Source organism: Acidobacteriota bacterium, from assembly GCA_016195325.1.
Taxonomy (GTDB): Bacteria; Acidobacteriota; Polarisedimenticolia; order JACPZX01; family JACPZX01; genus JACPZX01.
This window is the reverse complement of sequence record JACPZX010000092.1, coordinates 26,356-41,993: the sequence shown is the minus strand read 5'-3', so window position 1 is coordinate 41,993 and position 15,638 is coordinate 26,356. Positions and strand designations below refer to the sequence as shown.

Here is a 15,638-nt window from a genome sequence, read left to right as displayed (position 1 = left end):
CTCAAAATGAATGGCACTCGCGGCGCCGCCCTGGCGGCGATCTTTTTCCTCCAGCTCCTCCACGGCGCCTCGCCCGCTTTCGCCGAGGGGGCACCCGACTTCTGCGCGTCTCTCAAGGAGATGGTCGCCGCCGGTGCGAACGGCTTCGACTCGGTCAAGGGGGAGGCCTCGGCGAAGGGGGACAGGTGGAAGGTCGCTCCCGGGCTTCCCGGCGCGAGCGAGTGCGTCCTCACGAGGCCCAAGGACGGCGCGAAGCTCGCGTGCACGATGGCGTGGGATTCCGATCGCGCGGTCGTCGACCCGCGCTACGCCGAGGCGAAGAAGAAGGTCGAAGGCTGCCTCACGGGGTGGACGGCGACCGACGACGCCAGCACCCTCGATCCGCTGGCCACCGTGTTCACGGGCGACGACGCCGGGGTGAAGGTCGCCGTGCGCCTGACCAACGCGGGAACCGCCTTCAACGTCTCGGTCAGCCTGAAGGCGAAATCGAAGTGATGTTGTTGTCCGGATTGCGGTCGATCAGCTTGTTGAAGGGATCGATCCCCGCCTTCTTCGGCTCGGAATCGACGACGACCTCGAAGGTCTGAGCCGCCCTGTCCACGAGCCTCTTCTCGAGGAAGAGGACCTTCCCCTCGGGGGGCGCGTCCTTCGACTTCTCGCCGAAGACCCCCACGTCGACCCAGTCGTCGAGGCTCGCGGGCTTCTCGATCCCCGCGCCGTCGGCGTGGAACTTCGCGGAGGTGACGTCGATCTTCACGACGTACTTGCCGTCGTCGCGCTTCGTCCAGGTCGCGCTCGTCGCGCGGTTCTCGTAGAGCGTGATGCTCTTGAAGAGATCCTCGAGCATCGGGAGCTTGTCCTCGGGGACCGCCCGCCGAACGTAGTCGAGGAACTCGCGCGAGTACGTGTAGGGCGGCTCCTGGAACGCGACGGCCTTCACGTACTCGCCGAGCGCGCGGTTGAGCGGCTCCTCGCCGACGGCGTCGCGCAGCGCGTACATGACGACGCTTCCCTTCCGGTAGTGGATGTACGGCTGGTTCTCGACGGTGTAGAGGGGCAGCTCCTCGATCCGCTCGCCTCCGCGGCTCCGGAGGTAGTTGTCCATCTCGTACTTGAGGAAGCGGCGCATCTTGTCGCGCCCGTACTCGTGCTCCATCACCATGAGCGCCGAGTACTGGGACATCGTCTCGGAGAGGAGCGTCGCCCCCTGGACGTTTCCGCCCATCACCTGGTGCGCCCACCACTGGTGCGCGACCTCGTGGGCCGTCACGTAGAAGACGTAGTCGATGGCGTCGGGGCGGTCGGCGACCCTCGCGATGAAGCCGATGCTCTCCGAGAATGGGATCGTGTTGGGGAACGACTGCGCGAAGGTCGCGTAGCGGGGGAACTCGACGATCCGGACCTGCTTGTGCTGGTACGGCCCGAAGTTCGTCGTGTAGTAGTCGAGGGACTTCTTCACCCCCTCGATCATCCGGTCGACGTTGTAGGGGTGCCCCGCGTGGTAGTCGATCTCGATCGCCACGTCCTTCCAGCGGTCACGCTTCACGGCGTAGCGGGCCGACAGGTACGCGAAGAAGTCGAAGATCGGCGAGTCCATCGAGTAGCGGAAGTAGTGGCGGCCGTTTTCGGTCCACTCCTTCTCGAGGTAGCCGGGGGCGATCGCCGTCTGATCGGCGCTCGTGCTCACCGTCGTCGCGAAGTGGACCCAGTCGGCCTCGTTCGAGATGTAATTGTCGTTGCGGGCCTCTACGTTGTCGAGCTTCGGCAGTCGCTCGATGGGAGGGAGGCCGCGCTTCCGGCGCTCGTTGGGATCGTTCAGCTCGAAGAAGCGCGAGTAGCCGAGGTGCGGGAAGTACGCGGCGCTGTCGAAGAAGGTGCCGTTGGCGACGACGAGGGTGTTCGAGTTGTCGTTGACGAAGCCGGGGTTCCGCACGGCGAGCTCGAACGTCACGCGCGTCTCGGCGCCCGGGGCGAGCGGGTGATCGAGCTTGAAGATGCGGTACCCGAGGTCGGCGTCCTCGGTCTCGATCTTTCCGCCGTCCACGCCGAGCTTCCGGATGACGACGTCGGGGTTCAAGTAGAGGTGCACCGTCTCGAGGGGGCTCGCCGTCTTGTTCCGGAGGAGGTAGCTCCCGCGGATGTCCACGGCGCGCTCTTCCGGCCGGATGTCCACGTCGGCGCTGACGTCCACGACGCGCGGCCCCCGGAGCGACTCGTACTTCTTGTACTTCTTCTCGAACTCGGCCTGCCGGTCGAAGCCGGTGGCCGCCGGACGGTAGTGGTTCACGACGTTCGTGTTGTAGAAGATGACGCCGCCCGCCAGGGCTGCCCCCGCCACGGCCGCCGAGAGGGCCGCCTTCGCCGTGGCGGTGAGCCGGCCGCGCGCGAGCTTCATCCTCGCGGCCCACGCCGACTCCGATCCCCTCACCCAGAACAGATGCGCCAGGGCGACGAGCGCGGCACAGACGAGAGCCCAGTAGAGCGTGTACGAGGCGAGGGGCCTCGCGAAGTGGCCGTAGCCGTTCATGTCGGAGTAGGGGGCCGCCGGCATCGAGGGGAACCGGTACAGATGGTGCTCGAAGCGCATCGCCGGAAGGATCTGCCCCGCGATGTACACGAGGATCGACACGAGCCAGCCGACGAACTTGTTGTTGACCGTCACCTGCACGAAGAGGCAGAGGGCGGCGATGAAGAGGAAGCCCGGCGCGGAGACGAGGAAGAGCCCCTTCAGGTAGAGGGGGATCTCGAAGTTCGTGTACCCGCGGAAGGCCTGGATCCCGATCCCCGTCAACATCGCGACAACGTGCAGGACGACGACGAGGGCGGCGAGCGCGACCCCCTTCGACGCCCACATCACCCACGACGGCACCGGGAGGGCGTCGAACATGTCGGACATCTTCACGGTCCTCTCGCGCCACACGAGATCCCCGCTGTAGAAGATGAGGATGAGGAAGGCGAAGAGCCCGAACGATCCCGCGATGACGCGGAGCATCATGTTCGTGACGGGGTAGACGGCGGTGCCGTAGATGTCGTCGAGCTGCGACGAGCTGGCGATCAGATTGATGACGCCGAAGAGAGCCATCACGATGAACGGCAGCCCCTTCACCGCGCCCGCCATCTCGAGGCGTGCCTGGTGCAGGAACTGCCGAAACGCCGTCGCGCCGCCGAAGGTCGGGGAGACGGGCGCCAGAGGCGCCGCCGCGCGCGGCTCGGGAGTCGTCTCGACGGGATCGACGAGGCGCCGGCGGCCGCGGATCTTGCGCGCCGCCGCGGTCTCGAGCCTGAAGCGCATCGATGTGAAGGCAAGGACGACCGCCGCGACGCCGATCCAGATGAGCCGGTTCCACAGGAGCGGACCGACGAGCGACAGCGACATCGTGTTCTTCTCGGCGACGGTCCAGTAGCGGGCGACGAGCTCGAACGGGCCCCCGCCGAAGGGATCGAACATCGAGGCGAGGACCTGGTTGTCCATGTCGTTCAGGAACTGCCCCGCAATCCCGTAGCCGACGAAGAAGACGACGACGCCGACGTACGTCCACAGGAGGCTGCGCGTGAGGACCGCCAGCGAGAAGAAGATAGCGCCGGTGAGGAAGAGGTTCGGAAGGACGAAGATCAGGATCGCCTTCACGTACGGCATGAGCATGAAGGCCCCGACCCGCTCCGGCTCGATCCACGGCATCTTCGCGCCCAGGGCGATCGCGAGGACGACCCCGCCGAAGACCAGCATCGCGAGGAGGAGGGCACCGAAGAACCGGCCGAAGAGGTAGTCGCGCTTCTTGAGCGGCAGCGAGAAGAAGATCGCGTCGGCCTGGCTCTCGATGTCGCGGTGGACGCTGTTCGCCACGAAGGCGGTCGAGAGGAACGTGCCGATCGCCGTCATCACCAGGATGATCTGGTAGATCACGAAGGGGGCGTTCCGGTGCACGCTTCCGATCGAACCGCCGATCACGACGACGTCGGTGGTGATCGCGCCGAAGGTCAGGAGGAAGAAGAGCGTGGTGGCGATCCAGAAGAGCGGCTGGCGGAGCTGGTAGCGGAACTCGAACGCGAGAATGCGCAGCAGCATGGCGTCAGGCCGCCTTCTGGCCGGACGCCCGGAGCGTCGAGAAGTAGACGTCCTCGAGGTTCGGCGGCGTCTCGTCGAACGTGGCGTCCGGCCGGGCGTCGGCGACGACGTGGATGGCCGTCCTCCCGCCGACGAGGCGCGTCGAGATGACCTGGAGATCGCGCTCGTACTTCTCGAGCTGGGCGCGATCGATGACCTTCTTCCAGATCTTCCCGCGCAGCTCGTCGATGGTCGCCACGGGATCGCCCGACCTCAGGACTCTGCCGCCGCCGATGATCGCCATGCGGCTGCACAGGTCGCTCACGTCGTCCACGATGTGCGTCGAGAGGATGACGATGACGTTCTCGCCGATCTCGCTCAGCATGTTGTTGAAGCGGAGCCTCTCGGCCGGATCGAGCCCCGCCGTCGGCTCGTCGACGATGATGAGCTTCGGGTCGCCCAACAGCGCCTGCGCGATGCCGAACCGCTGCTTCATCCCCCCCGAGTAGGTGCCGAGCTTCCGCTTCCTCACGTCCCAGAGATTGGTGCGGTGGAGCAGCGCCTCGACCGTCGCCTTCCGCTTCCCGGGCTCGACCAGCCCCTTCAGCACGGCGAAGTGGCTGAGCATCTCGAGGGCGGAGACCTTCGGGTAGACGCCGAATTCCTGCGGGAGATAGCCGAGGGCCCGCCTCACGTCGTCCTTCTGCTTCAGCACGTCGAGGGATCCGAGGCGGATGCTCCCCGAGTCGGGCTCCTGGAGCGTGGCGATGGTGCGCATCAGGGTGGACTTCCCGGCGCCGTTGGGGCCGAGGAGCCCGAACATCCCCGAGGGGATCTTCAGCGAGACGTTCTGGAGCGCGCGGACGCCGTTCGCGTACGTCTTGGAGATGCCGTCGATGACGAGCTCGGATGACATGATGCCTCCCGCGGGGTTCGAAGGGACCTGTGACGCGGGGATAATACTGAGCGCGCTTCGAAAAGGTTTCGCCTCAGCCCCGGTTCGAGGCGGGATCATAGCCGAGGTTGGGGCCGAGCCAGCGCTCGATCTCGGTCAGGGGGAGCCCGCGGCGCCGCGCGTAGTCTCTCGCCTGGTCGCGCCCGATGCGGCCGACGCCGAAGTACCGGGACTCGGGGTGGGAGAAGTAGAGGCCGCTCACGCTGGCGGCGGGGGTCATGGCGAAGCTCTCCGTGAGCGCGATCCCCGCCCCCTCCGCGTCGAGAAGGTCGAAGAGCTCGCGCTTCTGGGCGTGATCGGGGCAGGCCGGGTAGCCGAAGGCGGGGCGTATCCCCCGGTACTTCTCATCGATCAGCTCCTCGTTCGAGAGGCGCTCGGCCACCCCGTACCCCCAATCCCTCCTCGCCTGTCGGTGGAGCCGCTCCGCGAACGCCTCGGCGAGGCGATCGGCGAGGGACTTCACCATGATCGCCCGGTAGTCGTCGTGATCGCGCTCGTAGCGGGCGGCGAGCTCTGCGGCTCCTATCCCCGCCGTGACCGCGAAGGCCCCGACGAAGTCCGGCCGGCCGCTCCCCTTCGGCGCGACGAAGTCGGCGAGGGATCGATACGGGCTCCTCTCGTCCTGCGACGCCTGCTGCCGGAGCATCGGGAACCTCACGAGCTCGCGGCCGGGGTCGTCCGCGCGCGCGAGGACGACGTCGTCCCCCTCGGCGTGCGCCGGCCAGAAGCCGTAGACCGCACGGGCCCGGAGCAGCTTCTTCCTCACGATCTCGTCGAGGAGGCGCCGGCCGTTGTCGTAGAGGTCGCGCGCGGCGGCACCGACGACCGGATCGTCGAGAAGCCTCGGGAAGCGCCCGCGGATCTCCCACGCGGTGAAGAAAAACGTCCAGTCGATGAAGTCCACGAGCTCCGAGAGAGGCTGGTCGTCGAGGAGACGGGGCCCCAGGAAGGCGGGGGACGGTGGCTCGACTTTCGCCCAGTCGATGCGCGGGGCGCGCGAGCGCGCCTCCTCGATCGGGAGAAGAGGCTTTTCCTGCTTCCCGACGTGGAGCGCGCGCAGCGTCTCCTGCTCCTTGCGGTTGCGCGCGTCGAGGGCCGCTCGCTGCGGCGGATCGAGGAGCGCCGCCACGACGCCGACGGCCCGCGAGGCGTCCTGCACGTGAACGACCTCCGAGGGGTACTGGGGGGCGATCTTCACGGCGGTGTGCTGGCGGCTCGTCGTCGCGCCGCCGATCAGGAGCGGGATCGTCATCCCGCGTCGCGTCATCTCGCGGGCGACCCCCACCATCTCGTCGAGCGACGGCGTGATGAGCCCCGAGACGCCGACGAGGTCGGCCCTCTCCTTCTCCGCGGCGTCGAGGATGCGGTCCGCGGAGACCATCACCCCCAGGTCGATCACCTGGTAGCCGTTGCAGCCGAGGACGACGCCCACGATGTTCTTGCCGATGTCGTGGACGTCCCCCTTCACGGTGGCCATCACGAGGCGCCCGGCCGAGCCCCCCTCGCGCGTCGAGGCGTCCATGAAGGGCTCGAGGTAGGCCACCGCCTTCTTCATCGCGCGCGCGCTCTTCACCACCTGGGGGAGGAACATCTTCCCGGCGCCGAACAGGTCGCCGACGACCTTCATCCCGTCCATGAGCGGCCCCTCGATGACGTCGAGCGGGCGGCCGAGCTTGAGGCGCGCCTCCTCGGCGTCCACCTCGATGAAGTCGACGACGCCGTGGACGAGCGCGTGCGAGAGGCGCGACTCGACGCTCCCCTCGCGCCACGCGAGATCCGTCTCGCGCTTCCTGCCGCGACCCTTCACCCTCTCCGCGAACTCGACCATCCGGTCCGTCGCGTCGGGGCGGCGGTTGAAGAGGATGTCCTCGACGTGCTCGAGGAGATCCTTCGGGATGTCCTCGTACAGGCCGAGCTGGCCGGCGTTGACGATCCCCATGTCCATCCCGGCGCGCGAGGCGTGGTAGAGGAACGCGGCGTGGATCGCCTCGCGCACGAGATCGTTCCCGCGGAACGAGAACGAGAGGTTCGAGACGCCCCCCGAGATGTGCACGCCGGGGCAGCGCTCCTTGATGATGCGCGCGGCCTCGATGAAGTTCAGGGCGAAGGCGGAGTGCTCCTCGATGCCGGTCGCGATCGCGAGGATGTTCGGGTCGAAGACGATGTCCTCGGGGGGGAAGTCGAGCGTTTCGGTGAGGAGCCGGTAGGCCCGCTCGCAGATCGCGACCTTCCGCTCCACGGTCTCGGCCTGCCCCTTCTCGTCGAAGGCCATCACGACGACGCCGGCGCCGTACCGGCGCACGAGCCGCGCCTTCGCGAGGAAGTCGGCCTCCCCCTCCTTGAGGGAGATCGAGTTGACGATCCCCTTCCCCTGGATGCACTTCAGCCCCGCCTCGATCACCGACCACTTCGAGCTGTCCACGACGATCGGGAGGCGCGAGATCTCGGGCTCCGCGGCGACCAGGTTGAGGAAGATCGTCATCGCCCGCTCGGAGTCGAGCATCCCCTCGTCCATGTTCACGTCGAGGAGGTTCGCCCCGCCCCGCACCTGGTCGAGCGCGACTTCGAGGGCCGCCGCGTAGTTCCCCTCCTTGACGAGGTTCCGGAAGCGCGTCGAGCCGGTCACGTTCGTCCGCTCGCCGATCATGATGAAGTTCGAGTCGGGGCGGATTTCGAGCGTCTCGAGGCCGGCGAAGTGCGAGTGGACCGGCCCCGGCGCCGGCATCGCGCGCGGCCTGAGCCCCTCGACGGCCGCCGCGATCGCGCGGATGTGCGCCGGCGTCGTGCCGCAGCACCCACCGACGATGTTGACGAGGCCGCTTCCCGCGAACTCCCCGAGGAGCGCCGACGTCGTCTCGGGCTGCTCGTCGTAGCCGCCGAAGGCGTTCGGGAGTCCGGCGTTCGGGTGGCTGGTGACGTAGATCGGCGCGAGGCGCGACAGCTCGGCGACGTACGGGCGCATCTCGCGCGCGCCGAGAGAGCAGTTCACCCCCACCGAGAAGGGGCGGGCGTGCGCGATCGAGTGCCAGAAGGCGTCGACGGTCTGCCCCGAGAGGGTCCGGCCGCTCTTGTCGGTGATCGTCACCGAGATCATGATCGGCACGCGCTCCTTGCGCTTCTCGAAGGCCTCGTCGATGCCGACGAGGGCGGCCTTCGCGTTCAGCGTGTCGAAGATCGTCTCGACCAGCAGCAGATCGACGCCCCCTTCGATGAGGCCGCGCGCCTGCTCGGCGTACGCGTCCTTGAGGGCGGCGAAAGTGATGTTCCGGAACCCGGGGTCGTTGACGTCGGGGCCCACGGTCAGGGTCTTCGGGGTCGGGCCCATCGAGCCGGCGACGAAGCGCGGCCTGTCGGGGGTCTTCTCGCTGAAGCGATCCGCCGCCTTCCGCGCGATGCGCGCCGCCGCGATGTTGAACTCGAGGACGTGCGCCTGCAGGCCGTAGTCGGCCTGCGCCACCGCGGTGGCGCCGAAGGTGTTCGTCTCGATGATGTCGGCCCCCGCCTCGAGGAACCGATCGTGGATCGCCTCGATCACGTCCGGCCGCGTGACGTTGAGCGTCTCGTTGTCGCCCTTGAGATCGAGAGTTGAGGCGGCGAACCGCTCTCCGCGGAAGTCGGCCTCCGTCAGGCCGAACCCCTGGATCATCGTCCCCATCGCCCCGTCCAGGACGAGGATGCGCCGCGCGAGAAGGGGGGCGAGTCTGGAACGAACGTCAGGGCGGCTCATGGTGAATTCACAGTATGGCGCAAGAGACGCGCGGTTTCCCCTGACCCGCGCGAGGGCGCGCGTCGCCCGAAAGGGGGCTCGAAGCCGCAAGTCATTCCTTTGGGACAAGTTGCGAGGACGGCGATTCGCGGTGTACCATGGCCGGACAATCCAGCTCGCCGATGACGCGTGCGCGCGGTCCCCGATCGCCGCAACCCGTTCTTCCCCGGCCTCTTCCCGGGCGCGGAAGGGCGCGGCGCCCGCGTCTCCGCGCGGCGGAACGAACCATGAGGCTCATCTGGAACCGGCGTGAGATCTCCGGCTGAACGCGCGACAGAGGATCCGGCGATGGCGCGCGCTCGCACCATCGTCGATGTCCTGAAGCTGCGCGCAGAGCGGCACGCCAGCCGAACGGCCTTCACCTTCCTTCCGGAATCCGGCGACCCGGCGGCGATCACCTTCGCGGATCTCGACGATCGCGCCCGCGCGATCGCGGGAAGGCTCCTCGACGCGAAGCTCCGGGGGGAGCGCGCCCTTCTCCTCTACCCCGCGGGTCTCGAGTTCGTCGAGGCCTTCTTCGGCTGCCTCTACGCCGGCGTGATCGCGGTGCCGGCCTACCCGCTCCGGGCGAACCGCACGCTCGATCGCGTCGTGGCCATGACGCGGGACTCGGGGGCCGTCGCCGCGCTCTCCCCCGCTGCGGCGATGCCTCGCGCCCGCGAGATCGCCGCGCGATCCCCCGCTCTCGCCCGCCTCCGCTTCGTCGCCACCGGCGAGCCCGGCGCCCGGCCGCCGGCACGCGACGTCGCCGCGGCCGGCGACGCCCTCGCGTACCTCCAGTACACCTCCGGCTCCACGTCCGAGCCGAAGGGGGTGATGGTCGGCCACGCCAGCCTCCTCGCGAACTCCGAGGCGATAAGGCGCGGGTTCGGGCATTCCGAGCGGAGCCGCGCGCTCTCGTGGCTGCCGCACTTCCACGACATGGGGCTGATCGACGGGATAGTGCAGCCAGTCTACTCGGGCTTCCCAGCGCTCCTCATGTCGCCGCAGCGCTTCCTGCAGGACCCTGCGGCGTGGCTCGAGGCGATCTCGCGCCACTCCGTGACGCACAGCGGCGGCCCCAACTTCGCGTACGACCTGTGCTCGCGGCGCGTCGATCCCGACCCCACCCGAATCGATCTCTCGTCCTGGGAGGTCGCCTACAACGGAGCCGAGCCGGTCCGCGCGGAGACGCTCGAGAGGTTCGCGGCGCGCTTCGCCGCGTGCGGTTTCCGCAGCCGGTCGTTCTACCCCGCGTACGGCCTCGCCGAGGCGACGCTCAAGGTCTCCGGAGCGACGCGCGGCGAGGGGGCGACGATCGTGCGGCTGAACCGCGCCGCCCTCGAGGCCGGACGCGCCGAGGACGACGCCGCGGGGGTGCCTCTGGTCGGCGCGGGGAGGCCGGCCGACGGGACGCGCGTCGTCGTCGTCGATCCGGATCGCGGAACACCGCGCGCCGACGGCGAGATCGGCGAGATCTGGGTTACCGGACCCGGTGTCGCGATGGGGTACTGGTTTCGGGCGGAGGAGACCGAGGCCAACTTCGGAGCGCGCCTCCCGGGGGAGGCGTCCCGCTATCTCCGCACGGGCGATCTGGGCTTCACGCGCGGCGGGGAGATCTTCGTCACCGGCAGGCGGAAGGATCTGATCATCATCCGAGGCCGGAACCTCTACCCGCAAGACGTCGAGCGCACCGCCGGGTCCGCCGCCCCGGGCCTTCGCGCGGGGGCGGGGGCCGCCTTCGGCGTCGAGAGGGACGGCGAGGAGCGACTGGTCGTCGTGCAGGAGATCGAACGGCGAGCCGCCGAGGACCCCGCGGAGACGATCGCCGCGATCCGCGCCGCGATCGTCGAAGCGCACGAGGTCGACCCCGACGCGGTGCTCCTCCTCGCCGCGGGGACGGTCCCGAAGACGACGAGCGGCAAGATCCAGCGCGCCGCCTGCCGCTCGGCGTACGTGGCCGGAAAGCTCTCGCCGGTCGGGTCGTGGCGCGCCCCGGAACCTGCGCCCGGGCCGGCCTCGGAGCCCGTCACGAACGACGCGCGCGCGTGGATCGCCTCCCGCCTCGCGGCGAAGCTCGGCGTCGCCGCCTCGTCGATCGACCTCGCGCTTTGCGCCGCGCGCCTCGGCCTCGACTCCCTCCGCTCCCTCGAAATCGTCCACGAGATCGGCGCGCGCTACGGCGTCGAGATCACGGCCGCGGATCTGATCGCGGCGCCGTCAATCGAAAGCCTCCTCTCGCGCCTCGTGCCGGAGGCGATGGAGTCCTCCGTCCCCGCTTCTCCCGCCGACGGCCACCCGGAGGAGTCCCCGCTCACCGCCGGCCAGAGCGCCCTCGCTTTCCTGCACGGGCTGGCCCCGGCCGCCGGGGCCTACACGATCGCCTCGGCCCTCAGCCTCGAGGGATCCCTCGACGCCGGTGCGCTCGATCGCGCCGTCCGGGCGCTCGTCGCCCGCCACGCCTCGCTGCGCGCGCGAATCCTTCTCTCTGGAGGCCCCCCCCGGCAGCGCTTCGACGTCCCCTTCGAGGCGATCTACGCGACGCGCGACGCGCCGGGAGGCGAGGTGCCGGACCCGTCCGCGCTCGCGGACGAGGCGGGGCGGCCGTTCGATCTCGAGGCGGGGCCCCTCGTCCGGATCACGCTCCTCAGGGGCGGCGCGGGGGCCACGCTCCTCATCGCCGCGCACCACACCGTCGCCGATCTCTGGTCCCTCTCGGTCGTCCTCCAGGATCTCCGCGCGCTGTACGCGGCGCAGACCGGCTCGGGGCCTGCGCCGGCGGGAGCTCCGCCGCATCCGGCCGAGCTGGCCGCGTGGCAGGAGCGCTTCCTCTCGGGCGAAGCCGGAGCGCGCCAGCGCGAGGCCGCCCGGTCACGGCTCGAGGGCGAGATTCAGGCGCTCGATCTCCCCGCGGATCGTCCGCGACCGCCGGCCCAAACCTTCCGCGGCGGCGCGATCACGCGACGACTCGATCCCGCCCTGGCGGCTTCCTTGCGGGAACTTGCGCGCTTGCGGGGCGTCACCCTCTTCACGCTTCTCGTCAGCGCGTATCAGGCGTGGCTCCACCGCATGACCGGCCAGCGCGAGATCGCGGTGGGCACGCCGGTATCGGGGCGGACCCTCCCCCGATTCGCCGGGCTCGTCGCGTATATGGTCAACCCGGTCGTCCTCCGAGCGGACTTTGCGGGCGACCTGGCGTTCGAGGATCTGCTCCAGTCGACGCACCGCGAGGTTCTCCGCGCGCTGTCGAGCCAGGACTACCCTTTCGCCTCGCTCGTACGCGACCTCGCGCCGGAACGGGACGCGCGCCGCTCCCCTTTCTTCGACACGATGTTCGACCTTCACGCCACCGGGGAGACGGTGCGGGGCGATCTCGGGGTCGCGGGCGAAGCTCGCATCGATTTCGCCCCCGGCGTGGCCGCGCGCCCGATCGGCATGGAGCGGCGGTCGGCGCAGTTCGATCTTTCGGTCACGGTCACCGACGAGAGCCAGACGCTCGCGATCGAGATGGAGTACGCCTCGGATCTCTTCGACGCGGCGACCGTCGACGCCTTCCTCTCGCGCTTCGTGACGCTCCTCGCCGCGGTCGCCGACGACCCCGTCGCCCGCGTCTCGCGCCTCCCTCTCCTCACACGCCGCGAGCGCGGGGAGGCGCTCCGCGACGCGAACGCGATCCCGGCGCGGATCCCTGCCGAGCCGGTCCACCGCCTTTTCGAAATGCAGGCGGCCGCACGCCCCGAAGCTCCGGCGGTCCATGACGGCGGGACGACCACGAGCTACGGAGATCTGAACGCGCGGGCGAACCGGCTGGCGCGGCGGCTCCGGAAGGCCGGCGTCGGGCCCGAGGTGCGCGCGGCGATTTGCCTGCCGAAGTCGACGGATGTGATCGTCGCGCTCCTCGCCGTCCTGAAGGCGGGCGGCGCGTACGTGCCGATCGAACCGTCCCTTCCGGCCGCGCGCCGCAGGTTCATGATCGAGGACTCGCGCGCGCGAATCGTCGTGGCGCGCGGCGATCTCGAGATCGACCTCCCCGGAGGAGTGACGCGCGTGGACCCGGCGGCGGGAGGAGACTCGCCAGGGGCCGAAAACCCCGAATATCCCGTCGACGCCGGGTGCCTCGCCTACCTTATATATACGTCCGGGACGACAGGGGTCCCGAAGGGGGTCGGCGTCACGCACGCGAACCTCCACTCGGTCTTTCTCGCGTGGCGGCGCGCTTACGGACTGCGATCGGGGCTCACCCACCTCCAGATGGCGGCCCCGGGCTTCGATGTCTTCAGTGGCGACGTCGTCCGCGCCCTCGCATCGGGGGGATCCCTCGTCCTGTGCGATCGCGAGACGCTCCTCGATCCCCCGGCGCTCGCCGGTCTCATCCGGCGCCACGGCGTCGGGTTCGCCGAGTTCGTCCCCGCGACGCTGCGCGAGCTGGCGGCGCACGTCGTGCGATCCGGACAGCGGCTCGAGCCGCTCCGCCTCGTCGTCGTCGGCTCCGACGTCTGGTCGACGGTCGACGCCGCGCACTTCCGCCGCGCGCTCGATCCCCGCGCGCGCCTCGTGAACTCGTACGGCGTGACCGAGGCAACGATCGACAGCACCCTGGACGACGCGGCGGATTCGGACCCGCTGCGCGCGGTCCCCGCGATCGGCCGGCCGCTCGCGAACAGCTCGGTCTACATCCTCGACGCCGGGCTCGAGCCGGCCCCCACCGGGGTTCGCGGTGAGCTGTACCTCGGGGGCCCCGCCGTCTCGCGCGGGTACGTGGGACGCCCCGACCTCACCGCCGACCGATTTGTCCCCGATCCCCACGGAGAGCCGGGGGCGCGCATGTACCGCACGGGCGATCACGCCGTGCGCCTCGGGGACGGCCTCCTCGAGTTCCTCGGGCGCGCGGACGCGCAGGTGAAGATCCGGGGCTTCCGCGTGGAGACGGCGGAGATCGAGGCGGCGCTCTCGGAGCACCCGACGGTCTCGAGCTGCGCCGTCCTCGCTCGCGAGGACGGCGGCGTCCGCCGTCTCGTCGCGTACGTCGTCACCGGGCGGCGCGAGGAAGCCTCCATCGACGCGCTCCGCGCGCACCTGTCGGGGAGGCTCCCCGAGTACATGGTTCCGGCGGCATTCGTCGTCCTCGAGGCGATGCCCCTCTCGGCGAACGCCAAAGTCGATCGCCGCGCGCTGCCGCCTCCCGCGTGGGAGATCGAGGCGCCGACCGACGGCGAGCGTCCGCTCACCGAGGTCGAAGAACGGCTTGCCGCGATCTGGCGCCGCGTCCTCGGCGCCCCGCGCGTGGGACCGCTCGACGATTTTTTCCGGCTCGGTGGCGATTCGATCCTGACGATCCAGATCGTCGCGCTCGCCCGCGAGGCGGGGATCGCGATCACCCCACGCATGATCTTCGACGCCCCGACCGTCGCCGCACTCGCCGCCGCGGCGTCCACGGACTCCGCTCCGGTCGACACGACGGAACGCACCGGTGCTTCGGCGCTGCTTCCGATGCAGCGCTGGTTCTTCGAACAGCGGTTCGCCCGCCTGTCCCACTGGAACATGACGATCGCGCTCGAAGCGCGCGGGGATCTCGACACCGAGGCGACCGTGCGCGCCGCGCGGGCTCTCGTCGATCACCACGAGGCACTCCGCTCGCGCTTCGCCCGCGAGGGATCGGCGTGGCGCCAGGTGATCGACGCTCCGAGGGCCCGGAAGGCGGAGGTCATCGAGGGAGAGGCCGCCGACGCGCTCGCCGCCCGTCTCAACGAGAGCCTCGACATCGAGGCCGGGCCGGTTGTCCGGTTCGGCATCGCTCGCGACGGCGGGCGGACTTCGCTGATCGTGGCGGCCCACCATCTCGTGATCGACGGCGTCTCGCTCAGGATTCTCGCGGACGACTTCGAGCGCGCGTACGGTCAGGCGGTGGAGGGAAATCCGATATCCCTTCCGCCGCGCACCTCGCCCGCGGGCGTGTACGCCGGCGCGATGCGTGACCCCAGGCCGGAACACCCCCTCGAGGCGGCGCCTCACCTGCTGCCCCTGCGCGGCGATGCCGCCGACGCGACCGAGGCGACGACCGTCGCCTCGTCGACACGGCTCGACGAACCCTCCACTCGCGCCCTGCTCGAGGCCGCCGCCGCGTCGGGGGAGCGCGTCGAGGACCTCCTCCTCGCCGCCGTCGCGGCCGCCCTCACCGAGGCGACGGGGTCGCGCTCCCTCGCGATCGAAATCGAGGGACACGGCCGCGACCTCGTCCCCGACGTCGATCTCTCGCGCACCGTCGGCTGGTTCACCGCGACGCGCGCCGTCGAGGTGGAAATGCCGGCCAGTGGCGACCCGCAGGCGGCGCTCGCCGCGGTGCGGCGCGCCACCCGGGGGACCGGCGCGGCGGCTGCGGCGCCGAGCGTCAGCTTCAACTATCTCGGCCGGTTCGACGCCGCCCCCGATCCGGACTCGCTCTTCGTCGCGGTGGCGGAGCCGGCGGCGCCGGCGCGATCCCCGCTCTCGCGCCGCACGCACGCGATCGAGATCGACGCGAGCGTGGCGGGAGGTCGCCTCACAATCCGATGGGCCCACGGAAGCCGACAGCTCGATCCCGCGTTCGTCGCGGCCCTCGCGGCGCGATGCCGCCACTTTCTCGATCGCCTCGTCGAGGCCGCCGCCGATCCCGGGATCGAGGAGAGGCTCGCGCTCACCCCGATGCAGGAGGGGATGCTCTTCCACCACCTCAAGGACGGCGCGCGCGATCCGTACGTCGCGCAGATCGCGCTCGAGCTCGAGGGAAAGATCGATCCCGGCGCCCTCGCCCGGGCGTGGCAGCGCGCGGTGGACGTCCACCCGGGCCTCCGCGCCGAGTTCGACTGGAAGGGGGAGACGCCGATCCAGGTCGTGAGACGGGGCGTGACGCTCCC

At 70.0% G+C, this 15,638-nt stretch carries 4 protein-coding genes and 4 pseudogenes; 5 read left to right on the top strand and 3 right to left on the bottom strand.

What is annotated here, in order from left to right; genetic code table 11:
• Positions 1-6 precede the first annotated feature (6 nt).
• Entirely contained in the window at positions 7-495 is a 489-nt protein-coding gene (locus HY049_16490) for a hypothetical protein (protein ID MBI3450496.1), read from the top strand.
• Here the strand turns inward: HY049_16490 and HY049_16485 are convergent.
• The 3 genes from HY049_16485 to metH all read right to left on the bottom strand — a co-directional run bounded on the left by HY049_16485 (position 470) and on the right by metH (position 8,727).
• Positions 470-4,066: a hypothetical protein gene (locus HY049_16485; GenBank protein ID MBI3450495.1), complete on the bottom strand. Its 3,597-nt coding sequence runs from the start codon at positions 4,064-4,066 to the stop codon at positions 470-472. The genes HY049_16490 and HY049_16485 overlap by 26 nt on opposite strands.
• Positions 4,067-4,070: 4 nt before the next feature.
• Positions 4,071-4,961: an ABC transporter ATP-binding protein gene (locus HY049_16480; GenBank protein ID MBI3450494.1), complete on the bottom strand. Its 891-nt coding sequence runs from the start codon at positions 4,959-4,961 to the stop codon at positions 4,071-4,073.
• 73 nt (positions 4,962-5,034) lie between these two features.
• Positions 5,035-8,727 carry a methionine synthase gene (metH, locus tag HY049_16475; protein ID MBI3450493.1) on the bottom strand — a complete coding sequence of 1,231 codons (3,693 nt, stop codon included), beginning with the start codon at positions 8,725-8,727 and terminating at the stop codon, positions 5,035-5,037.
• A gap of 327 nt (positions 8,728-9,054) precedes the next feature.
• Here metH and HY049_16470 point away from each other — a divergent pair.
• From HY049_16470 to HY049_16455, 4 pseudogenes are all read left to right on the top strand, one after another.
• A pseudogene (locus tag HY049_16470) lies at positions 9,055-10,404 on the top strand (fatty acyl-AMP ligase).
• Positions 10,405-11,004: 600 nt separating this feature from the next.
• Positions 11,005-12,390, top strand: a pseudogene (locus HY049_16465) (non-ribosomal peptide synthetase).
• A gap of 72 nt (positions 12,391-12,462) precedes the next feature.
• Positions 12,463-13,902 (top strand): annotated as a pseudogene (locus HY049_16460) (amino acid adenylation domain-containing protein).
• A 228-nt stretch (positions 13,903-14,130) separates the two neighbouring features.
• Positions 14,131-15,108 (top strand): annotated as a pseudogene (locus HY049_16455) (hypothetical protein).
• The last annotated feature ends 530 nt before the right edge of the window (positions 15,109-15,638 follow it).